The organism is Streptomyces sp. NPDC001668 (assembly GCF_042893155.1).
In the GTDB taxonomy this organism is placed as follows: domain Bacteria; phylum Actinomycetota; class Actinomycetes; order Streptomycetales; family Streptomycetaceae; genus Streptomyces.
Map to the genome: position 1 here is coordinate 1 of NZ_JBIAUQ010000012.1, position 20,996 is coordinate 20,996.

Below are 20,996 nucleotides of genomic sequence, written 5' to 3' on the forward strand. Positions count from 1 at the left end.
GGGGGGGGGGCCGCCCCCCGGCGGCCCCCCCCCCCGCCCCCCCCCCCCCCCCCCCCCCCCCCCCCCCCCCCCCCCCCCCCCCCCCCCCCCCCCCCCCGCCCCCGACCCACCCACCGGACAGAACGCGCTACACCCGCCCCCACCGGAGCCGAACCGGCCGCCGCAGGCATTCAGGGGCGCGGGGAACTGCGCAAAAACGCCCGCCCCCACCGAACCCGCACCCGAACCCGCTCAACCGCCGGAGGCCCCCGCTCCCAACGCCCCCCGCTCCGGCCGAATCCCCCCCGGCACCGCACGCGCCCGCGCCGGCGTCCCCGTCCAGCACGTCCCCCGCCGGGCCAGCAGCCGCCCCAGCCACAGCTCCAGCGAGACCAGGTCCGCCAACCCGTCCAGCGGCAGGGGCTCGCCCTCCGCCGCCGCCCGGAGTGCCTTGCGGACCACGCGGGCCTCCACCAGACCCGCCTGCGCCAGCAGCGGCGTCCCGAACAGGGACATCAGGGAGTCCGCCGCCACCCGCAGCCCCGTCCGGGTCGCCGCGGCCGAGGAGGCGTGGGACGGGGCGCCCCAGCCCGGTGGGAGTTCGGAGACGCCGGCGCCCTCCAGCACCGTACGGAGGATGTCCGCCCGGGCCCCCGGCCGGACCCGGAGCGCCTCGGGGAGGGCACGACAGGCCCGCACCACCTGGTTGTCCAGGAACGGCATGTGCAGCCGCTGGGAGCGGATCTCCACGGCCTGCTCCAGGACGCGCAGGTCCGACGCGTGGCGGGCGAGTGCCGCACGTGCGCGGAAGTCGCCGGGGTGCTGCCCGGGGCCGATCCCGGAGCGGTGCGTGGCGCCCTGCAGGCGAACCGATACTTCAGCGAGCGCCTCACCCGTCAGCCAGCGCGCCGCGGGCCCGGGTCTGGCCCAGGTGAGCGCGGCGAGAGACGCCCCCACCGCACCCCCGGGCTCGTCGAACCGCTGGTGCATGAGCCGGTCGGCCAGCATCTCCAGGCCGGCCCGGTAGGGCGTACGGGCCAGCTTCCGCGCGGCGCCGTACACGCGCGCGGGGACGAACACGGAGCCGTCCGCCTTGGCCAGGGCGGCGACGGGCCGGACCAGATGCCGTCGCTTGCGGTCCATCAGCAGGTCTGCGAGGCGCGCCGGGTGCGCGTCGAGCACCTGCCGGGCGCCGTACCCGGTGAAGTGGTCGGCGCTGCCGGCGGCCAGCCGCGCCCGATGCCGTGCCGCCGTCACCAGACACGGCCCGGGTTCGTCGGTCAGGGGGCCGTCGAGCTCGGCGTAGGGAAGCGTCTCCTCGCCGCCGGTCACCACCACGTGGTGCAGCCGGGGATTGGCCGCGAGGGCCCCCGCCCGCTCCACCTCGGCCTCCCGCCCGCGCACGGCGAGGTCGTTGAAGGTGACCGCGAGCAGCCGCTCGCCGGCCCCGGTGCCGTGCCCGAGGACGGTCCCCGGCATTCCCGGCAGCCCGGCGGCCAGCAGGGCGAGCGTCCCCGACGCGGGCCCCCCGGACAGGTCGGCCCCGATCCCGGGCACCGGCATCCCGCGCGCGGCACGCCGTTCGGCGGGCCCCATGCCGGGCACGGGACCGGGATCGATGTCGGGCACATGGCGCGGCGCGGACAGACGCGCGCGTACCGCCTCGACCAGCGCGTCGCGCACCCCGTCGACCGCGCTGTCCGCGTCGGCGGTGGGTGCGGCGACCGCGAGGGAGGCGACGGGGTCGTAGCCGGCGATCTCGCGCGCGCCGTTGCGCAGGATCAGCGCGTGCCCCGGCGGAATGCGCCGTACGCCCTCGTAGGGCGTGGAGTCGTGGAGCGCGGCCGGTACGTCGGGGGCGGCGAGCAGCGCGGCGAGGTGCCCGAAGTCGAGGTTGGCCTCGATGAGGTCGGCGAGGGGCAGGGCCGCGGTCGCGTAGGCGGTACCGCCGGCCCAGGGTGTGTAGAAGACGGGCCGCGCGCCCGCCAGATCGCCGCCCACGGTGATCCGGCGGCCCACCTGGACCACCGCCGTGTACGCCCCCGACCAGGCCGTCAGATGCCGAAGTGCCCCTCCGCGCGCGGCGAGCAGTCCGACCCGCAGCTGTTCGTCGGAGGCCCCGCAGGTGCCGAGGACCGCGATCCGGGTCTGCGGGTCGACGGTGACCACTCGCACCTCGTCGGGGCGCCAGTCGCCGACCGCCCAGAGCGGATCCGGGTCACCCCACAGGAGGTGCGAACCCACCGGGTGCACGGTCTCGCCGTCGCTTCCGGTCGCCCCGGCCGTCCCGATCCCGGAGACACCCGCGGCGGTGCTGCTCCATCCCACCAACCACCGCATCGACGCCTCCACAGGCTGTGGACAACCAGTGCACCGTTCGAACCGGTCACCATGCTGCCATGAAGGAAGCCCGCCGGAGGGCCGGTGGAGTCGCTCGAGATGCGGGGAACGCGCCCCCGGGAACACCCGCGTACGCCTGCGAACACCCGTACGGGGCACGGGGCGTGCGACGCGAATGCGCCCCCGATACGCTCCCCAAAGACACCTAACGCGCCCTCAACTGCCGTGGTAGGAGGGCAGATCACCCGCGAGAACCTGGGTCGATTTTCAGCCAAATCGGCGGCATCGAGGCAGGCTCGCGCACGCTCCGTACACAGTCCGCGCGCCGCACGACAGGCGCGCAGCCCGGGAGACGCCACTTCGCCCCCCGGGCCGTTCCGCCGCCCGCGGGGATGTAGGCGGCGGTGTCCCCCAGCCCACTGGATCCAGTACAGCGGGCCGACCCACGCAGCATCCATGGAAGCGCTCCCCCGCTGGCCGGAGAAGAGCGCACGGGCGGGCGCACGGCCACACAGCCGGAGCACGACACAACTGCGCGTATCGGACCCGCACTTCAGTACGGACCACAATCCCGCCATCCGGAACAATGCCCCTTAACGCTTGGGATGCGGCGAACTACGCTGGGTTTACGAATGCCGCGTGGTTATGCCAGCGCGGCAGCCGTCTGTGTCGAGGGGTGGCGCATGTCCAGGGAGCAACGCGGGCCGAACGAAAAACTCGGCGCCGTTCTCGCCCTCGCGGGAATCAGCAACGCAGGACTCGCGCGTCGCGTCAACGATCTTGGCGCTCAACGCGGGTTGACTCTTCGCTACGACAAGACGTCGGTGGCGCGCTGGGTGTCGAAGGGAATGGTGCCGCAGGGTGCGGCGCCGCACCTCATCGCCGCCGCCATCGGCCAGAAGCTCGGCCGCCCGGTGCCGCTCCACGAGATCGGCCTGGCGGACGCGGATCCCGCGCCGGAGGTGGGCCTCGCCTTCCCCAGGGACGTCGGACAGGCCGTCAGATCGGCCACCGAGCTCTACCGCCTGGACCTCGCCGGCCGCCGGGCCGGCACCGGCGGCATCTGGCAGTCCCTCGCCGGATCGTTCGCAGTGAGCGCATACGCAACGCCTGCCTCACGGTGGCTGATAACCCCGGCCGACAGCTCGGTCGCGCGCGAGGTGAACCACTCCGAGGGCTCCGGCGCACCGCTCAAAGTCGGCCACAGCGATGTGCAGAAGCTGCGGGAGGCCGCCGAGGACGCCAGGCGCTGGGACTCCAAGTACGGAGGCGGCGACTGGCGTTCGTCGATGGTGCCGGAGTGCCTGCGGGTGGAGGCGGCCCCGCTGCTGCTGGGTGCGTACTCCGACGAGGTGGGCCGGGCCCTGTTCGGCGCCTCCGCCGAACTCACCCGGCTCGCGGGCTGGATGGCCTTCGACACCGGCCAGCAGGAGGCCGCGCAGCGGTACTACATCCAGGCGCTGCGACTGGCCCGCGCGGCGGCCGACGTCCCCCTCGGGGGGTATGTGCTGGCGTCGATGTCGTTGCAGGCGACCTACCGGGGCTTCGGCGACGAGGGCGTCGATCTCGCGCAGGCCGCGCTGGAGCGCAACCGGGGTCTTGCGACCGCCCGCACCATGAGTTTCTTCCGGCTCGTCGAGGCGCGGGCACACGCGCGTGCGGGTGACGCCGCCGCGGCCGGGGCGGCGCTCAAGGCGGCCGAGGGGTGGCTGGAGCGGTCCCGGGACGGGGACAACGACCCCTCCTGGCTCGGCTTCTACTCCTACGACCGCTTCGCCGCCGACGCCGCCGAGTGCTACCGCGACCTGAAGGCCCCGCGCCAGGTCCGCCGCTTCACGGAGCAGGCGCTGTCGAAGCCGACGGAGGAGTTCGTACGCTCGCACGGGCTGCGGCTCGTGGTCTCGGCGGTCGCCGAGCTCGAGTCGGGCAATCTCGACGCGGCGTGCGAGCAGGGCGTGCGGGCGGTGGAGGTCGCGGGGCGCATCTCCTCGGCCCGCACCACCGAGTACGTGAAGGACCTTCTGCACCGGCTGGAGCCGTACGGGGACGAGCCGCAGGTGGTGGAGCTCCGGGAGCGGGCCCGGCCGCTGCTGATGGCTCCGGCTTGAGTCCCGGACAGCGGCACCGCCCCCCGCGTTTGAAGTGACTGTCAGTGGTGCAGTGCACTATCGGGGGTGGGAGGTGGTGCAGGTGCTGTCCGGGATCGCTTACGACTGTGACGTGCTCGTGATCGGTGGGGGCATCGTCGGGTTGTCCACGGCGTACGCGATCACGCGCGGCGCGCCGGGGACCCGGGTCGTCGTGCTGGAGAAGGAGGCCGGACCCGCCCGGCATCAGACCGGGCGCAACAGCGGGGTGATCCACAGCGGGATCTACTACAAGCCGGGATCGCTCAAGGCGCGGTACGCGGTGCGGGGCGCCGCCGAGATGGTCAAGTTCTGCGCGGAGTACGGCATCGCCCACGCCGTCACCGGCAAGCTGATCGTCGCGACCGAGCGCGACGAGCTGCCCCGGCTGCACGGACTGGTCCAGCGCGGCCGGGAGAACGGCATTCCGGTGCGCGAGCTGGGAGCCGCCCAGATCGCGGAGTACGAGCCCGAGGTGGAGGGGCTCGCCGCCATACACGTCGGGACGACCGGGGTGTGCGACTTCGTCGGGGTCGCACGGCAGCTGGCCGAGGCCTCGGGTGCGGAGATCCGGTACGGCGCCGAGGTGCGCCGGATCGACCGGCGCCCGGAGCTCGGGGTCGCCGTGCAGACCGGCGCCGGGGATGTCGTACGGGCGAGGGTGCTGGTGAACTGCGCCGGGCTGCACTGCGACGAGGTGGCGCGGCTGACCGGCGACGAGCCCGGGATGCGGATCGTGCCGTTCCGCGGGGAGTACTACTCGCTGGCGCGGCCCGAGCTGGTGCGGGGGCTGGTGTACCCGGTACCGGACCCGGCGTTCCCGTTCCTCGGGGTGCATCTCACGCGTGGCATCGACGGAGGGGTGCACATCGGACCCAACGCGGTGCCGGCGCTGGCCCGGGAGGGGTACGACTGGGGGACCGTACGGCCCCGGGAGCTGGGCGCGACGCTGGCCTGGCCGGGGTCCTGGCAGATAGCGCGACGGCACTGGCGGTACGGCACGGGAGAGCTGCGGCGGTCGGTGTCGCGGCGGGCGTTCACCACGGCGGTACGCAGGCTGCTGCCGGCCGTGACGCCGGACGACCTGGTGCCTTCCCCCGCGGGGGTACGGGCGCAGGCGGTCCTGCGGGACGGCACGCTGGTGGACGACTTCCTGATCCGCGAGGGGGCGCGGGCGGTGCACGTACTGAACGCGCCGTCGCCGGCGGCGACGGCGTCCCTGCCGATCGGGCGCGAGGTGGCCCGCCGCGCACTGGAGACACTGCGCACGGCGTGACCGGCGCGGGCGCCGCCCGGACGGGAAGTGGCGGCCCGGCGCGCCCGCCGGCCACCTTGCGTATGGTGCGACACGCGAAGGGGCCGTCGCCCAGCCGGGGACGGCCCGGACGCGGTCGGCTGCTCGGACCGGACGGCGCCCCGGACGTGACCGTCGGCACAGCCCGGCGGGGCCTGCGCCCCCGAGGTCACCGTAAAATCGACCCCACTGTGTCTGACTCCCTCAACGCCTCCGAAGCCCCCCGCTCCCGGCCCGCCGCCCCCGGCGAGTCCGCTGCGCACGCCCCCGGTGTCTCCGTCCGGCGCACCCGGGCCAAGGGCGAGCCGCGGTTTCCCGACGGGCCCAGTGCCGATCCCGCGGGGTCGCACTTCGAGCGGCGGATCCGGAGTTTCCAGCCCCGGCGGAGCCGGGTGACGGCGGGGCAGGCGGACGCGTTGCAGCGGCTGTGGCCCGCCTGGGGGCTCGACATCGACGGGCAGCGCGTGATCGATCTCGGCGAGATGTTCGGAAACGACCACCCCGTCGTGCTGGAGATCGGCTTCGGGATGGGTGAGGCCACCGCGCAGATGGCCGCGGCCGAGCCGGGGACCAACATCCTCGCCGTCGACGTGCACACCCCGGGGCAGGGCAATCTGCTCAACCTCGCCGAGCAGCGGAAGCTGTCCAACGTCCGGGTCGGCAACGGCGACGCGATCATCCTGCTGCGCGAGATGCTCACCGAGGACTCGCTCGACGGCCTGCGCGTCTACTTCCCGGACCCCTGGCCCAAGAAGCGGCACCACAAGCGGCGGCTGATCCAGCCCGAGTTCCTGGACCTGGCCGCGACCCGCCTCAGGCCCGGCGCCCTGGTGCACTGCGCGACCGACTGGGAACCGTACGCCGAACAGATGCTCGAGGTGCTGACCGCGCACCCGGACTTCGAGAACACCCAGGCGGGCGGCGGTTTCGCGGCGCGTCCCGACTTCCGGCCGCTGACCCGTTTCGAGGGGCAGGGACTGGAGAAGGGACATGTCGTGAACGACCTGCTGTTCCGCCGCGTACAGCACGGCGACCGAACCGACCGATCCGCACCACCCCCCACCGGCGCCTGAGCGTCCCGCCCGGCTGCGGGCGGCGCCTCCGTCTCGTTAAGGTCAATGCTGTGGCCACCTTTCCCCCGTATCCGACGCACCACCCCGGTGACCCCACCGGTGGTACCACGCTGCGGCATGCGCACTGGTGGCAGCGGAAGTGGGTGCGCTACGGCGCGCTGATCACGCTTCTCACCCTGTCCGGGCTCGTCATCCTCGCCCTGGTCCGGCAGCAGACCGGCACGCAGGGGTTCCTGGTCGGCCTTGGCCTCGCCGTCCTGCCCGTCCCGCTGCTCATAGCCGCGTTCCGCTGGCTCGACCGGGTGGAGCCGGGGCCCTGGCGCAATCTGCTGTTCGCCTTCGCCTGGGGCGCCTGCGCGGCCGCGCTGATAGCGATCATCGCCAACAGCTTCGCGACGAAATGGATAGCGACGGCGACCGCCGACCCGTCCGGCGCGGACACCCTCGGCGCGACGGTGATAGCGCCGATCGTCGAGGAGTCGGCCAAGGCCGCCGCCGTTCTGCTGGTCTTCCTGTTCCGCAGACGGGACTTCACCGGGATCGTCGACGGCGTGGTGATAGCGGGGGTCACCGCGACCGGGTTCGCGTTCACCGAGAACATCCTCTACCTCGGCACCGCCTTCGGCACCGACCAGCTCACCGGCGACAGCGGCATCGCCTCCGTCACCGCCGCGACCTTCTTCGTGCGCGTGGTGATGTCACCGTTCGCGCACCCCCTGTTCACCGTCCTCACCGGCATCGGCTTCGGCATCTCCGCGCTGTCGGCGGAACGCCAGCGCGTCCGGCGGATCCTCGTCCCGCTGTCCGGGCTGCTGCTCGCGATGGGCATGCACGCCACCTGGAACGGCTCCTCGACGTTCGGGCAGTTCGGGTTCTTCGCGGTGTACGCGATGTTCATGCTCCCGGCGTTCGCCCTGCTGACCTGGCTGGTCATCTGGACGCGGCAACGGGAGCTGAGGACCGTGCGCGAGGAACTGCCCGCGTACGCCGTCGCCGGCTGGCTGACGCCGACCGAGCCCTATGTGCTGGGCTCGATGCGGGCGCGGCGGGTGGCCCGGGAGTACGCGCGACGGCACCTCGGCGGGCGGCCCGCGGGGCGGGCGGTCTCGCAGTACGAGGCGTACGCGACCTCGCTGGCGTTCCTGCGGCGCCGGGGGCGGCTCGGGCGGGCGAACGCCGACTTCGTCGTACGGGAGCGGGAGTTGCTGCACGAGCTGTGGCGGCGCCGGGAGGTGGCCCGGCCGGCACTGGACCACGCGGCACGGGCGACGGCACCGCCGGTACCCGTGACCGCGCCGCCGTGGCCGGTGTACGGGGTGTACGGCTACCCGGCCCAACCGGTGCACCCGGCCCAGCAGGGACACCCGACCCACCACCCGATCCAGCCTGCCCACCCCGTCCAGGCCGCCCATCCGACGGTGCCGTACCCCGCCTACAACCCGTACCGGACGTAGCGTAGGTCGGGAGGGGACGGCCCCGCCGGTCACCACCAGGGTCAGGCCGACACCTCCGTCAGGCGCCCCAGCTCCTCCTCCGTCAGCGTCAGCTCCCCCACCCCCAGCAGCGCCGGCAGCTGTTCCACCGTGCGGGCGGAGGCGATCGGGGCGGCGACCGTCGGCTGGGCGGCGAGCCAGGCGAGGGCGACCGTGGCGACCGGGACGGTGTGCGACTCGGCGATGTCGTCGAGGGCGGCGAGGACCTTGCGGCCACGCTCGCTCTCCAGGTGCTTGCCGGCACCCGTGGCCCGCGGGCTGTCGACACTCGCGCCGGGGCGGTACTTGCCGGTGAGGAACCCGGAGGCGAGGGCGAAGTACGGCACCGCGGCCAGGCCCCCACGCGCGGCCACCGCCTGGAGCTCGCCCTCGTAGGTGTCGCGCGAGACCAGGTTGTAGTGGGGCTGGAGGGCGACGTAGCGCGCCAGGCCCTCGCGGTCGGAGAAGGCGAGGGACTCGGTCAGCCGCGCGGCGGAGATGTTGGAGGCGCCGATCGCCCGCACCTTGCCCGCCTTCACCAGCTCGTCCAGCGCCCCGATGATCTCCTCGACGGGGATCTCCGGCTTGTCGAAGTGGGTGTAGTAGAGATCGATGTGGTCGGTGCCCAGGCGCCGCAGCGAAGCCTCCGCCGCCGCCTTGATGTTGGCGGCGGACAGGCCCTGGAAGTCGGGGTGCTGGCTGACCTTCGTGGCGATGACGACGTCGTCGCGGTTGCCGCGGGCCGCCAGCCACTTGCCGATGATGGTCTCGGACTCGCCGCCGGAGTTCCCGTCGACCCACGCCGAGTACGAGTCGGCCGTGTCGACGAAGTTGCCGCCGGCCGCGGTGTACGCGTCGAGGACGGCGAAGGACGCGGCCTCGTCGGCGGTCCAGCCGAAGACGTTGCCGCCGAGGGAGAGCGGGAAGACCTCGAGGTCGGAGGAGCCGAGCTTGCGAAGAGAAGTCATGCCATACGTCAACGCCCGCGCCGGAGATCCCTCTTCCGGCGTGGCCGCAAAGTCCTCGTAAACAAGCGGAATCACCCGCTCCGACGCACCGGCAGCCCTGACGTCGGGGGGACGTCGTCAGGGCTGCCGGAGTTCACGTCGTGGGGGAACCTCAGGGGTTGAGACCCTTGCCGCGCAGCCACGCCATCGGGTCGATCCCGTCGGCCGAGCCGTTCGGGTGGACTTCCAGGTGCAGGTGGGCGCCGGTCACGTTGCCCGTGGCGCCCACGCGGCCGATGACGTCACCGGTGCCGACCTTCTGGCCGACGCTGACGCTGATCGAGGACTGGTGGCAGAACCACAGCTCGGTGCCGTCGTCGAGGGTGAGGATCGTGCGGTAGCCGTAGGAACCGGCCCAGCCGGCCTCGGTGATGGTGCCGCTGTGGATCGCCTTGATGAGCGTGCCCGTGGGGGCGGCGAAGTCGAGGCCCGTGTGGTAGCCGGAGGACCACAGCGAACCGGCCTGACCGAAGGTCGAGGTGATGGTGTACGACGAGGTCGGCAGCGTGTACTGCTTGGCGAGCTCGGCCAGGCGCGCGGCCTCGGCCTTCTTCGCGGCCTCCTCCTCCGCCTTCTTCTTCGCGGCGGCGGCCTTCTCCAGAGCGTCCTTCTCCGCCTTGGCGGCGGCCGCGTCGGCCTCCTTCTGGGCGGCGTCCGCGACGGCCTGGGCGGCCTTGGTGTCGATCTGGTCCTGCTGCTGCTCGGCCTGGGCCAGGATGCGCGAGCGCAGTGCCTCACCGGCGTCCGAGGCGCCCTGGGCGGTGTCGACGGTGGTGGTGCCGACGCTGCTGAAGGCGCTCGTGTCGTCCGCGGCGGAGTCGGAGTCGTTCGAGATGAGCGAGCTCACGGAGCCCAGGTCGGGCATGGAGAGGGAGACCGGCGGCTTGCCGGTGTTGGCGCTGGCCATCCCGCCCGCGCTGACGGCGGCTATGACACCGACGCCCAGAACGGTGGAGCTGCGGGCGAATCCCCCGCCACGCTGCTTGGCGACGCGGTGCCGGCCTCGTACGGGGGCCAGGGTCTCCGCGGTCGGGTTCCACTCGCCGAGCGGGGCCTCGTCGTCAGCGTGGTAGCCGCCGTACACGAGAGTGCTGCGTGGTACGGGCGGGGCCTCGGGGGCAGGCGGGTTGGACGCCACGTGGGCGCGCTCCTTTCCTTCCTTCTCGCCTACCGGGTTAGCTGACGGGTTCGGAGCAGGAAGGTCTCCTACGCGCGTATACCCGCCGTGCTGACACGGCGGACTACGAGCGATTCACCCCAAGTGGTGGTTCCCCGGTTCCCTTGCGGAATTCGGCGCGTGAGCACGGAGCCGTCTCTTGTGACGGCTGGGACGACCGCGCTGCGTTATCGAACGTTAATAGACCCGGGGGCCCGATTCCAAGCCGTTCCGCTTGATCGTTAACGAAATCCCGCAGGACTTACGACCCATGAACGGCTAAAAACGGGCGAGTTGACCTTGCCTCAGGCGGCACACCGGCATTGACGGTGCGTCAGTTGTTATGCGGAGGGCGGTCGCCCGATCACCCCACGTCACGACGGGCGCCGTACGGCCGCCGTACCGCGAGCAGCGCCATGTCGTCGGTGAGGAAGCCACCGGAATGCCGGCGCACCTCGCCCGCGAGGGCGGCGAGCAGGGCGCCCGGTTCACCGGGGGCACGGCCGCACAGCCGCGCCTCGGGATCGTAGAACCGCCCCTGCCCGTCCCGGGCCTCGGACAGTCCGTCGGTGTACAGCAGCAGCGTGGCCCCGCCCCGGAAGCGGTGCTCCTCGGCCCGGTCGGGCCAGGTGCCGAGGTCGCCCAGGCCGAGCGGCAGCGCGGGGCTGCGGGCGGGCAGCGCGCGCACCGTGCCGTCGCCGTGCAGCAGCAGGGGCGGCGGGTGGCCGCGGTTGACGATCCGTACGACCCCGTCGTCGTGCGGGAGTTCGGCGAGGACGGCCGTGGTGAACCCCTCGAAGGCCTCGACGCCGTCCCGCCGTGTGACCTCCCGGGCCAGCGCCCGCTCGAGCCGCTGGGCGACGGCCTCCAGGGTGGCCTCCTGTTCGGCGGCCTCCCGGAACGCCCCGATGACGATCACGACGGCCGCCACCGCTCCCATCCCCTTGCCGCGTACGTCCCCGACGATCAGCCGTACCCCGTGCGGACTGTCCTGCACCGCGTACAGGTCGCCGCCGATGAGCGCGTCCGCCTGGGCCGCCTCGTAGCGCACGGCGATGTCGAACCCGCCGATCCGCCCGGCGGGCCCGGGCAGCACCGCCCGCTGGGCGGCCTCGGCGATCTCGCGCTGGGAGGCGAGCCGTTCGCTGCTGCGGCGGACGAGGACGTTGATGAGGACCGCGAGGACGGCGACCGTGACCACGGTGACCAGTTCGGTGACGGCGTCGGTCTCCAGGAGGATCCCGAGGCGCAGATGGACCGCGAGGACGACGAGGACGGAGGCGGCGCCGGTCAGGACGGTGCCGCGCCGCGAGTAGAGCGGGGCGGCGACCAGGGGGGCGGCGGTGAACAGGGGCGCGGCGGAGAACTGCGCCGGAGTGAGGTAGTCGTAGAACGCCCCGGCGACGAGCAGCAGCGCCGGGAGCACGCGGACGAAGGTGCGCGCCCGCGAGATCGGCCCCTCCTGCTCCACCTCCCCAGGTTTGCCCGGGTGCCGTGGGCGGGCGAGCCGGGTGACCCGGCCGGGGGAAACACTCAGGGCCGGAGTCCAGTGACTGGACTCCGGCCCTGAGCCTTGAGTAGCGGGGACAGGATTTGAACCTGCGACCTCTGGGTTATGAGCCCAGCGAGCTACCGAGCTGCTCCACCCCGCGTCGGTGTGTTCACTACTGTACGCCATCCGCGGGGTGGCTCGCGCCAGGCGGGGTCGCCCGGGCGACGAACAGGTTCTCGATGCCGGCCCGCGGGAGCGGACTCGCCGGACCGGCAGCGGGCGTGCGTCGTCCTCCGGCTGAGCCCGCCCGCCGGGCGACAGCGGTCACCGGCAGGTGCTCACCGTCCTGGCCCGTCCGACGCACCCGCCCGGGTGACGGGCGCTCAGCCGACGCCGAGCTCCGTCAGCTCCGTCAGCTCCGCGAGCGGCAGCGTGTGCTGGGTCTGCAGGACCTTCGCGCGCAGGTAGCGGACGTTGTGGGCGGTGGTGAAGACGCCGGTGGGGACGCGGTCGCGGACGTCGATGCCGAGGTCGCGCAACTGGCCCGCCTTGTCGGGGTTGTTGGAGAGCAGGTCGAGCTCGCCGATCCCCAGCGCGGTCAGCATCTGTGCGGCCGCGGTGTAGTCGCGGGCGTCCTCGGGCAGGCCGAGGGCGGTGTTCGCGGCGTAGGTGTCGAGACCCTGGTCCTGGAGGGCGTACGCGTCGAGCTTGTTGTAGAGGCCGATGCCGCGGCCCTCCTGGCGCAGGTACAGCAGGACCCCGCCGCGCTCGGCTATGCGCTCGACGGCCTCGCGCAGCTGCGGACCGCAGTCGCAGCGGGCGGAGCCGAAGACGTCGCCGGTGAGGCACTCGGAGTGCAGGCGCACCAGCGGGACGGGTCCCGGGTCGCCGAGGACGACGGCGAGGTGCTCCTGCCCGTCGGCCAGGCCATGAAAGGTGACGAGCTCGGCGTCTACGCGGTAACCGTCCCCGAAGCGCAGCGGGACGCGGACGCGGGAGCGCTGGGTGGCGGCGGGCAGGTCGGTCATGCGGGTACTCCGGTCCGTAGGCATACCTGCTTCAGATTTGAAGCAGTTCTACTGATCGAGACCCTACCTCATGCTTGAAATTTGAAGCAACGGTTTTATGGCCCTCGTCACTCGGGACTTCTCACGAACACGACGGGGAGGACCGCCGGCGCCACGGGACCTCCCCGGAGGCGCCCTCATCCCCTTGGAGCCCCTCGATGACGCTGGTGAAGATCTCCTCCAGCTGGCCCACCTGCTCCGGCGTGAGCCGGTCGAGGAGCGCGGTACGCACCGTCTCCACGTGCCCCGGCGCCACCCGCTCCAGCACCGCCATACCCTCGTCCGTGAGCACCGCGACGCTGCCGCGCTTGTCCCACTGGCAGCTCTCGCGCCGTACCAGCCCGTCCTTCTCCAGCCGGGCGACGGCGTACGTCAGCCGCGGGCGGGTGATCTTCAGCCCCTCGGCGAGTTCGGTCATCCGCAGCCGCCGCTGCGGGGTCTCGGAGAGGTTGGCGAGGATGGAGTAGTACAGGTGGGGCATGCCGGCCTCCTGCTGGAGCTGCCGGTCGATGGTGTCCTCCAGGAGGAGCGAGGCGGCGAGGTAGGCACGCCAGGCTCGCTGCTCGTCGGGGCTGAGCCAGCGGGTCGTCATACCCCCAGTGTAGGTTTGCTTCAAACTTGAACCAAGCCCCGCCTTCCGTTTCCGAGAGGGACCGCCCCGATGCCCCACCCCTACGTCCTCCTCTCCGCCGCGGTCTCCCTCGACGGCTACCTCGACGACACCGGCCCCGACCGCCTCCTCCTGTCCAGCCCGGCCGACTTCGACCGGGTCGACGAGGTCCGCGCCTCCGTGGACGCGATCCTCGTCGGCGCGGGCACGATCCGCGCCGACAACCCCCGCCTGCTGGTGAACTCCGAGGCGCGCCGCGCGGCCCGCACCGCCGCCGGGAAGCCGCCGTACCCCCTGAAGGTCACGGTCAGCGGCTCGGGCGAGCTGGACCCGGCCGCGAACTTCTGGCACACGGGCGGCGAGAAGCTCGTCTGTACGACGGACAAGGGCGCGGAGCGGGCCAGGGCGCTGGGGATCGCCGCCGACATCGTTCCGCTCGGCCCCGAGCTGGACTGGCGCCGCCTGCTGGAGCACCTGCACGCGGAGCGCGGAGTGGAGCGGCTGATGGTGGAGGGCGGCGGCCGGATCCACACCCAGCTCCTCCAGCAGGGCCTGGCGGACGAGGTGCAGCTGGTGCTGGCCCCGCTGTTCGTCGGCGCTCCGGACGCCCCCCGCCTCTTCGGCCCGGGCGCCTACCAGGCGGGCCGCCTGCGCCTCGTGGAGACCCGCCGTATCGAGGACGTGGTCCTGATGCGCTACGAGCCCACGGCCCCCGGCACCGGCCTGGTACCCGCCGCCGCCGACCACCGGTGGCTCGCGCTGGCCTGCGAGCTGGCGGACCGGTGCCCGCCCTCGCGGACGGCGTTCAGCGTGGGCGCGGTCGTGGTGGCCGCCGACGGCACGGAGCTGGCGCGCGGGCACTCCAGGGAGGGCGGCGACCCGGTCGTGCACGCGGAGGAGGCGGCCCTGGCGAAGATCGCCGCGGACGACCCCCGCCTGGCCACGGCCACCGTCTACACCAGCCTGGAACCCTGCACCCACCGGGCCTCCCGCCCCGCCCCCTGCGCCCGGCTGATCCTGGACGCGGGGGTACGCCGGGTGGTGACGGCGTGGCGGGAGCCGGACACGTTCGTGGCGGGGGCGGACGGAACGGGACTGCTCACCGCGCGGGGCGTGGACGTGGTGGTGCTGGACGGGTACGAGGACCGCGCGAAGGCCCCGAACCGCCACCTGTTCTGACCCGGGGGCTCGGGCCTCGGGCCTCCGGCCTCGGGCCCCAGGCCGCGGGCCCCAGGCCGCGGGCCCCAGGCCGCGGGCCCCAGGCCGCGGGCCTCGGGCCTCGGGCCTCGGGCCTCAGCCGAGGGCGTACGCCCGGTAGACCGTCTCCACCGAGCGGTCCCCGGCCGCGTCGGTCACCTCGGAGCGCAGGGCGACCGCGCCGGAGGCCGGGTTGTGGACGGACGCCTGCCAGGTCGAGCCGGAGTGCCTGACCGTCGCCGCCTTCCACGTCCTGCCGCCGTCGGCGGACGACCAGACCCGCACGGACTTGGCGGTCACCTGGGTGAACCGCAGATCCGGGCCCTGGGAACCGCGACCGGCGCTCACATCGACCGTCGTGGTGCTGCTCGGCGCGGCCTGGTTGCGGCTGTTGAGGCCGGTGGGCAGGAAGCGGGTCATGAAGACGGGCGCGACCATCGACTTGGCCGGGTCGGCCTTGAAGTGCCAGTCGAGGGTGACGCGCGAGGACAGCATGCCGGCGGGGAAGGTGATGCCGGGACGGTAGCGATGGGCGTCGACGCTCAGGTCGTACCAGGCGGCCGAGCGGATACCCGCCGAGAACTCGGCGTCGCCGGTACCCCAGTTGGTCAGGGTCTGCTTCTTGACGGTGGTGCCGCCCTTCTTGAGGACCACCGTCTCCTTCGTCGGGTCGGCCCCGTTGACCCCGACGTCGGGGTCGCCGATCAGGGCGTCCGGGATGAAGGTGACGGACCTCCCCCCGATCATCGGCAGGTAGTGCATCGGGCTCCACGCGGCCCGACCGAAGGACTGGGTGAAGCTCTGGCCCGCCCTGAGCGTCCTGACCTTCGGGAAACCGCCGCCGACGTCGTCGCCGTTGCTCGCGATGATGTCGTCCCGGGGCTGCCAGGTCCCCGGCGTCACATGGACGGTGGCGCTGTACGGGGCCCTGTCGTCGCGGACCTCGGTCATCAGGTCGGTCGTGCAGTCGTCGGTCTTCGGTGTCGCCTGGAGCGCGGTGTCGTGCTGCTGGGCCATCTGCGTGCCACTGCGCACCGAGAAGCGCATCGTGGCCAGGCTCGCCCGCTTGTACGACCCGCCGGGCGCGGCCGGGATCCCGGTGGTGTTCTTCACGGCGACGTAGCTGTCGTGGCCCGTCCACCGCGCCATGTACCCGAACTGCAGCAGCCGGGAGGAGTTCGGGATGGCGTACAGCGACCCCTGGTAGTTCCAGCCGCCGGTGCTGAAGGCGGACGGCATGTTGCTGACCGTGCCGGCGCACACCTGCGCGCTGATCCGCGGCGCCTCGGTCACGTCGGCGGGTGTGTCGAGGGAGACCTTGACGGCCTTGCCCTTGCGCGCGTCCAGCGTGACCGAGGTGCTGCCGGACACCTGGACGACCTGGGCGCCGATGGTGTCCGTGCCCAGACCCTCCGTGCCGTGCTCCCAGATGTCGGTCATCGCGAGGTAGCGCCCCGAGGGCAGGCTGATCCGCTTGCCCGACGCCACGCTGTACGTCTGCCCGGACGGCACCGCGACCACGGTGACCGTCGTCGCGACCTTGGCGCCGTGCCGCCCCAGCGTGGTGACGGCCAGCGAGCCCGAGGCCGCCTGCGCGGAAACGGCCGAGGCGACCAGCGGCACCAGCGCGGCGATCCCGGCGAAAGCGATCGATCTTCGTCGCACCATTTTCAACTCCCCCTCGAAATCCACAAGACGGCCAAGCCTAGGCAGGGCGCGGAGTGGGCGGATCAAAGGGCGGAGCTACGTCTGATCAAGGTGTGACAAAGAAGCGGGGTCCGGTGCGACCACGAAGTACGGATCAGGCGTTGGCCGAAACCTCAACTCATCGCACCTGAAACACAGTTGTCGCTCATCCCGCTGGTTGGCAGACTCACCTCGCCGACGGAAACATGCGCACACGTGTGCGAACACACCAGGGGGAACATCCATGCAACTCACGCTGCCCAGACGCGTCCTGACGCGGGCCACCGCCACCCTCGCACTGGCACTGGCCATGGCCACCGGCACCACCGGCCTGCTCGCCGGCGCCGAGGCGCACGCCCTGCCGGTCACCGAGGGCTCCTTCAGCTTCAGCGGCGACGAGGGCGACTACATCAGCGGCGGTCAGTCCTACGCCTACGCCACCTCGTCCCAGGACCACCTGAACGTCTCCGGGGACACCGGCAACGGGGTGGTCACCCTCTCCGTCGACGGAGCGAACGGCGACTGGTGGACCCTGAACCTCGCGGCGCCGTCCGGCAGGACGCTGACGCCCGGGACCTACACCGGAGCCACCCGCTACCCGTTCAACGAGGGGACCGAGCCGGGCCTGTCGCTCAGCGGCAACGGCCGCGGCTGCAACCAGCTCACCGGCACCTTCACCGTCTCCGCGGTCGAGTTCGGCCCCCAGGGCTATGTGAAGAAGCTCGACGCCACCTTCGAGCAGCACTGCGAGGGAGGCACCTCGGCCGCCCGCGGCGAGGTCCACGTCGACAACCCGGCCCCGCCGGCCGAACTCGGCCTCGGTCTCGACATCGCCCTGGCCGGCACCGCGAGTTCCCTCAACGGCAAGGCCACCTTCCACGGCACGGTCAGCTGCGACAAGCCGGTGCAGGTGACCGTGGCGGGCAACGTCACGCAGGTGAAGAAGCGGGACCTCATCCGCGGTTCCTTCTCCACGTCGGTGTCCTGCACCCCGGGCGCCCCGGTCGCCTGGACCGGTACGGCCGTACCGACCGGCTCGGTCCCCTTCCAGAAGGGGGACGTCGAGGTCGAGGGCCACGCCACGGCGACGGACCCGGACTACGGCCGGGCGGTGACGGTCGCCGAGACGGTGGCGGTCCGCCTCACCCGGGTCTGACCCGCACCACCACCCCTCACACATGACACACAGCGCCCGACCCGGACGAACCCGGGTCGGGCGCTGTGCGACAGGCCGGAGGACATGTCCCCTGCCCACCACCCGTAGGCCCTGGGGGACTCGAACCCACAACCAGCTGACTTGGCGTCCAGAACCACCAGGTCAGGACAGGTTCGCTAGAGGACGCGGTCCACGTCAGGACGCTCCTGCCACACTGTCCGCTCACGCATCGCTCACGCACGAAGCTTCGCGGGAACGGCGTGCATGTCTCCTTGGGAATCCGTCAGGTATAGCCAGTCGTTGGTGCAGGCCGGGGCCCCTTGGCGGTCAGGGCTCAGAAGCACGTCGTAAGAGCGGAGCCTTCGGCCGACCGGGAGTTTCCAAGCTGTCAACATTGCCGCACGATCAGCAGTGAAGAGTGTGTCGCCTACCGCAAACGGGCGGGTGAGAACACGCCCCTTGGTCTTCCGTTCCCATAGCTGGGCTCCACTCTTTGCATCGAGGGCGACAAGCCGGTTGTCCACGTCCCCGAACACCACCAATCCGCTCACCGCAGCCGGGGCGATAGCGAGGTTGGTTGCTGCCTCGAACCGCCACAGTGTTTCACCGCTGGCCGGGTCGACGGCCACGATCCATTGGTGAGAGAGATCGACCTGCTGGACCAGGTAGATACCGGAGTCAGTGACAGCCCATTCTCCGGTAAGCGGCTTTTCGGGCTGGTAAGACCAGCTTGGTTGACCTGTGACTTCCAGGACTGCCAGGACGCTCTTCCCGGATGAGTCCGTAGTGTGGCCCGGCGACTCGGGATCCTCTGTCATGACAATCACATTGCCTGCGGCCGCTTCGGGAGAACAGCCGACGGCGAGTTGCCCCAGGCGTTGTGACCAGCGAATGCCATCGGACCTGACATCGATCGAGTGAAGGCATCCGTCCGGGCTCGGTGCGTACAGAGTGTCTGAGGAGACACTCAGAAGGCCGTCACAGACTTGCAGCCGGGCAGACCGACGAGGTTTCCCCGTTCGCAGATCGACGGCCCGCAGCCAGCTGCCCGGGCCTGGGAAGTAGGCAGTGCCACTGTGGAAGACGGCAGTGCCGGGGTAGTTCGTCTGAATCAGCGGGTATCGGCGGCGGGACTCCGCGTCGAACACGTGCAGGCTGTACTTATCGTGTACTACCAAGATGCCGTCGGAAAGGACAGGCTGACGAGCGGAGCCGGAAGCAGCCGAGACCCGCCAGGGCACTTCAACTCGACGGGTCGGGGACGGGCTGGCAGTCCGGCGGCTCTGTGACTTCCTGGTGGCGGTACGCGAAGACCGCTGCCGGCGCTTCTTCTTCACCCTGGCCAGCACTATGTCGTACTGCATCTCGCCGCCCATCCGCGGCGTCTGTTCGACCCCCTCCAGGTGGAGCCGCTCAGAGGTGTACTTGAACAACTCCTGAAGAGTGACGAGACCGTCGCCATTGAGATCGGCGTCACCAGTGCGCAAGCCTTCGACGATCGCTGCGGTGAAGCGCGAGAGTGCAGGCGTCTCCGCGTTCGAGTGATCCCCTTCCCAGGCGCGCTGCATCCGGGTGCCGGCAGTGACGATGACACGGCCGTGGCCGGCCAGTACCTCCTCGAATCCTGCCGATTCACTCCCCTTGGCGCCAGGAATGAACAATCCGCTGTAGCAGCAGTCCACCACCACAACAACGCTGCGGGCACGGCACTCGTCCATCATGTCGTGGACGAAACTCGCGGAGATTGCCGAGTGTGCGGGGCGCTCCGGATCGGTGTTCCGAACGGCGAAATAGAGCTTGTCGCTGCGGTTTCTTACCCCGTGACACGAGAAGTACAGCAGACAGACGTCATCCCGTCGCGCGGTGAGGAAGAACTCCTCGATCGCTCGCTCCAGCATGGGCCGGTCGGCGTCGACCAGTTGTTGGACCTCGAACTGGCCGATCTCTGGATCGCGTAGCACCTCGGTCAAACCAGCGCAGTCCGCCTCCGGGGACAGCAGCTTGGAGAGTTCCGGGTTGTCGTATGTTCCCGTGCCGATGAGCAGGGCCCTGCGCTGGCCTTCGCCCAATGCCTGGACAGTCACGAGGTCGAAGACTGCGGTTGCACAGTGCCCGTCTCATCTTCGTCAGGCGCCCCGCCATGTGCCAGAAAGGCGTCGATCAGCCGTTCCCGCTCAACCTCCGATGCGTCACTCAACTCCATCGTGCGGCCGCCCAGTTCAACCTTGATGCCGCGAACTGGACGGTTCTGCAGCCAAATCTCAGCAAGCTTGAGTACTTGACGCAGGACGAACGGGGAGGCGGTGACAGCAACCGCTCCGGCAGCGATCAGTTCACCACTCTTCGCTCCTGGCGGGACATCACTGGTGGAACGCGCCAACTGCACGTCTGCCACATCCAGTTCGAGGAGACAGCGACGCAGTTGACTGCCCAAGCTGAGGAGTTCGTCGTCATCGGTGTCTGAAAGCCCGATCAACTCCAGCCGTACGGTCTTACTCATTCCCCACGCCCCGCGATCTCTGCTTTGTGTCCAGAGCACCTTACTGGCAGTGACCGCGCAGCGGTGGAGTTCCCAGCGAATCACACCTGTGCACATGGCTTCGCTCTGGCGGCCAAGCCTCTCGGCCGTTGACCAGTTGGGGACGTCGACTCGGCCCGAGCACGGGCATCACCGGCACCAGCATGTGCACCTTGCCATCCGGATGTGCCCGGCCGGAGGTCATCAAGACCGCACGGGAAGCGAACATGCAGTCGAGTGCACCATAGGCACGGCCGCCGCCCTCACGTACCGCACCAACGGGATCCCCATCCGCGCCCACGCTGGGTCAGCGAGAACGGACAGGAGCATCAGGATGCTCTCTCAGCTCTGTTCATCGTGTAATCGGTGACCGCGCCATGGCTGACGGAGCGCACCTTTGAGCGCGGACGCAACGCCACCAACCTGCAGTCGCTGCTTCGGGCTCGGCTACGAGGGCGACCTCGCTCATCGATCGCAAGTAGAGAAGAATACGAGTATCTTTTGGTACCCGAGGAGGATGTGAGCATGGGAATCACAGAGGAAGCGCGGAGCAGGACAACCCGGACAACGGCACCGTTGAAGGTCGATGCGGCCATAGACGAGCTGATCGCGGACGGCGCCCACTTTCTGGGAATGACGAAGAAGGACCTGGTCGCGGAGGCCGTCCGAACCTACTTGGAGATCCGCCGTGAGGAGGTTCGGGCCAGCATGCTGGAGAAGATGCGCAAGCTTGACGGATCCGTCGAGTCGAGCGTCTCGCTGCTCACCGGACTGTCGCCGGAGCGGATCAAGGAACTCGGCGGAGTAGGTAAGGACGACTGAT

General features: G+C 71.2%; 16 protein-coding genes, 1 tRNA gene and 1 riboswitch. Of the genes, 7 read left to right on the plus strand and 10 right to left on the minus strand.

Annotation, left to right across the window (positions count from 1 at the left end; translation table 11 throughout):
- Window positions 1–231: 231 nt before the first annotated feature.
- A complete protein-coding gene (locus tag ACFYZ8_RS30430) occupies window positions 232–2,319 on the minus strand; it encodes an asparagine synthase-related protein (RefSeq protein ID WP_388542085.1) in 2,088 nt (695 codons plus the stop codon).
- A 683-nt stretch (window positions 2,320–3,002) separates the two neighbouring features.
- Here ACFYZ8_RS30430 and ACFYZ8_RS30435 point away from each other — a divergent pair.
- From ACFYZ8_RS30435 to ACFYZ8_RS30450, 4 genes are all read left to right on the plus strand, one after another.
- Complete coding sequence (locus ACFYZ8_RS30435; protein WP_359037602.1) at window positions 3,003–4,427, plus strand: MFS transporter; 1,425 nt, start codon at window positions 3,003–3,005, stop codon at window positions 4,425–4,427.
- 73 nt (window positions 4,428–4,500) lie between these two features.
- Window positions 4,501–5,721: an L-2-hydroxyglutarate oxidase gene (gene lhgO / locus ACFYZ8_RS30440; RefSeq protein WP_359037600.1), complete on the plus strand. Its 1,221-nt coding sequence runs from the start codon at window positions 4,501–4,503 to the stop codon at window positions 5,719–5,721.
- A 209-nt stretch (window positions 5,722–5,930) separates the two neighbouring features.
- Window positions 5,931–6,812: a tRNA (guanosine(46)-N7)-methyltransferase TrmB gene (gene trmB, locus ACFYZ8_RS30445; RefSeq protein ID WP_388542087.1), complete on the plus strand. Its 882-nt coding sequence runs from the start codon at window positions 5,931–5,933 to the stop codon at window positions 6,810–6,812.
- Window positions 6,813–6,862: 50 nt separating this feature from the next.
- Window positions 6,863–8,266, plus strand: coding sequence for a PrsW family glutamic-type intramembrane protease (locus tag ACFYZ8_RS30450; protein ID WP_388542089.1), 1,404 nt, complete (start codon window positions 6,863–6,865; stop codon window positions 8,264–8,266).
- A 41-nt stretch (window positions 8,267–8,307) separates the two neighbouring features.
- Here ACFYZ8_RS30450 and ACFYZ8_RS30455 read toward each other — a convergent pair whose 3' ends face one another.
- The 6 genes from ACFYZ8_RS30455 to ACFYZ8_RS30480 form a co-directional block, all read right to left on the minus strand.
- Window positions 8,308–9,252 carry an aldo/keto reductase gene (locus tag ACFYZ8_RS30455; RefSeq protein WP_388542090.1) on the minus strand — a complete coding sequence of 315 codons (945 nt, stop codon included), beginning with the start codon at window positions 9,250–9,252 and terminating at the stop codon, window positions 8,308–8,310.
- A 151-nt stretch (window positions 9,253–9,403) separates the two neighbouring features.
- The gene (locus ACFYZ8_RS30460) at window positions 9,404–10,429 is read right to left on the minus strand and encodes a M23 family metallopeptidase (RefSeq protein WP_359037592.1); all 1,026 of its coding nucleotides are present in this window, start codon (window positions 10,427–10,429) and stop codon (window positions 9,404–9,406) included.
- Window positions 10,430–10,440: 11 nt separating this feature from the next.
- A riboswitch (cyclic di-AMP (ydaO/yuaA leader) is annotated at window positions 10,441–10,597 on the minus strand.
- A 214-nt stretch (window positions 10,598–10,811) separates the two neighbouring features.
- Window positions 10,812–11,918, minus strand: a complete 1,107-nt coding sequence (locus ACFYZ8_RS30465; protein ID WP_388542091.1) for a PP2C family protein-serine/threonine phosphatase — start codon at window positions 11,916–11,918, stop codon at window positions 10,812–10,814.
- A 107-nt stretch (window positions 11,919–12,025) separates the two neighbouring features.
- A tRNA-Met gene (locus ACFYZ8_RS30470) sits at window positions 12,026–12,099 on the minus strand.
- Between the two features lie 223 nt (window positions 12,100–12,322).
- Window positions 12,323–12,967: a GTP cyclohydrolase II gene (gene ribA, locus ACFYZ8_RS30475; protein ID WP_359037588.1), complete on the minus strand. Its 645-nt coding sequence runs from the start codon at window positions 12,965–12,967 to the stop codon at window positions 12,323–12,325.
- Between the two features lie 121 nt (window positions 12,968–13,088).
- Window positions 13,089–13,598 (minus strand): MarR family transcriptional regulator, encoded by a 510-nt coding sequence (locus ACFYZ8_RS30480; protein ID WP_359037586.1) that lies wholly within the window; start codon window positions 13,596–13,598, stop codon window positions 13,089–13,091.
- 69 nt (window positions 13,599–13,667) lie between these two features.
- On the opposite strand from ACFYZ8_RS30480, the gene ACFYZ8_RS30485 reads away from it, so the two are divergent.
- Window positions 13,668–14,795: a dihydrofolate reductase family protein gene (locus tag ACFYZ8_RS30485; RefSeq protein WP_388542094.1), complete on the plus strand. Its 1,128-nt coding sequence runs from the start codon at window positions 13,668–13,670 to the stop codon at window positions 14,793–14,795.
- Window positions 14,796–14,909: 114 nt separating this feature from the next.
- On the opposite strand, the gene ACFYZ8_RS30490 is transcribed toward ACFYZ8_RS30485, so the two are convergent.
- Entirely contained in the window at window positions 14,910–16,481 is a 1,572-nt protein-coding gene (locus ACFYZ8_RS30490) for a hypothetical protein (RefSeq protein ID WP_388542095.1), read from the minus strand.
- Between the two features lie 262 nt (window positions 16,482–16,743).
- Between ACFYZ8_RS30490 and ACFYZ8_RS30495 the strand changes: the two genes are divergently transcribed.
- Entirely contained in the window at window positions 16,744–17,655 is a 912-nt protein-coding gene (locus tag ACFYZ8_RS30495) for a hypothetical protein (RefSeq protein WP_388542097.1), read from the plus strand.
- 233 nt (window positions 17,656–17,888) lie between these two features.
- Here ACFYZ8_RS30495 and ACFYZ8_RS30500 read toward each other — a convergent pair whose 3' ends face one another.
- Together ACFYZ8_RS30500 and ACFYZ8_RS30505 are read right to left on the minus strand one after the other, a co-directional pair.
- A complete protein-coding gene (locus ACFYZ8_RS30500; protein WP_388542099.1) occupies window positions 17,889–19,739 on the minus strand; it encodes a PQQ-binding-like beta-propeller repeat protein in 1,851 nt (616 codons plus the stop codon).
- Window positions 19,736–20,155 (minus strand): hypothetical protein, encoded by a 420-nt coding sequence (locus tag ACFYZ8_RS30505; RefSeq protein ID WP_388542101.1) that lies wholly within the window; start codon window positions 20,153–20,155, stop codon window positions 19,736–19,738. Before ACFYZ8_RS30505 ends, ACFYZ8_RS30500 begins: the two co-directional genes overlap by 4 nt.
- A 543-nt stretch (window positions 20,156–20,698) precedes the next feature.
- Here ACFYZ8_RS30505 and ACFYZ8_RS30510 point away from each other — a divergent pair.
- Window positions 20,699–20,995, plus strand: coding sequence for a hypothetical protein (locus ACFYZ8_RS30510; RefSeq protein ID WP_388542102.1), 297 nt, complete (start codon window positions 20,699–20,701; stop codon window positions 20,993–20,995).
- Window position 20,996 lies beyond the last annotated feature (1 nt).

Bases quoted from the DNA above. Each gene is read 5' to 3' on its own strand.
- ACFYZ8_RS30430 (WP_388542085.1), bottom strand. From the start codon at position 2,319: ATGCGGTGGTTGGTGGGATGGAGCAGCACCGCCGCGGGTGTCTCCGGG.
- ACFYZ8_RS30435 (WP_359037602.1), top strand. From the start codon at position 3,003: ATGTCCAGGGAGCAACGCGGGCCGAACGAAAAACTCGGCGCCGTTCTC.
- ACFYZ8_RS30455 (WP_388542090.1), bottom strand. From the start codon at position 9,252: ATGACTTCTCTTCGCAAGCTCGGCTCCTCCGACCTCGAGGTCTTCCCG.
- ribA (WP_359037588.1), bottom strand. From the start codon at position 12,967: ATGACCGACCTGCCCGCCGCCACCCAGCGCTCCCGCGTCCGCGTCCCG.
- ACFYZ8_RS30480 (WP_359037586.1), bottom strand. From the start codon at position 13,598: ATGACGACCCGCTGGCTCAGCCCCGACGAGCAGCGAGCCTGGCGTGCC.
- ACFYZ8_RS30485 (WP_388542094.1), top strand. From the start codon at position 13,668: ATGCCCCACCCCTACGTCCTCCTCTCCGCCGCGGTCTCCCTCGACGGC.
- ACFYZ8_RS30490 (WP_388542095.1), bottom strand. From the start codon at position 16,481: ATGGTGCGACGAAGATCGATCGCTTTCGCCGGGATCGCCGCGCTGGTG.
- ACFYZ8_RS30495 (WP_388542097.1), top strand. From the start codon at position 16,744: ATGCAACTCACGCTGCCCAGACGCGTCCTGACGCGGGCCACCGCCACC.
- ACFYZ8_RS30505 (WP_388542101.1), bottom strand. From the start codon at position 20,155: ATGAGTAAGACCGTACGGCTGGAGTTGATCGGGCTTTCAGACACCGAT.
- ACFYZ8_RS30510 (WP_388542102.1), top strand. From the start codon at position 20,699: ATGGGAATCACAGAGGAAGCGCGGAGCAGGACAACCCGGACAACGGCA.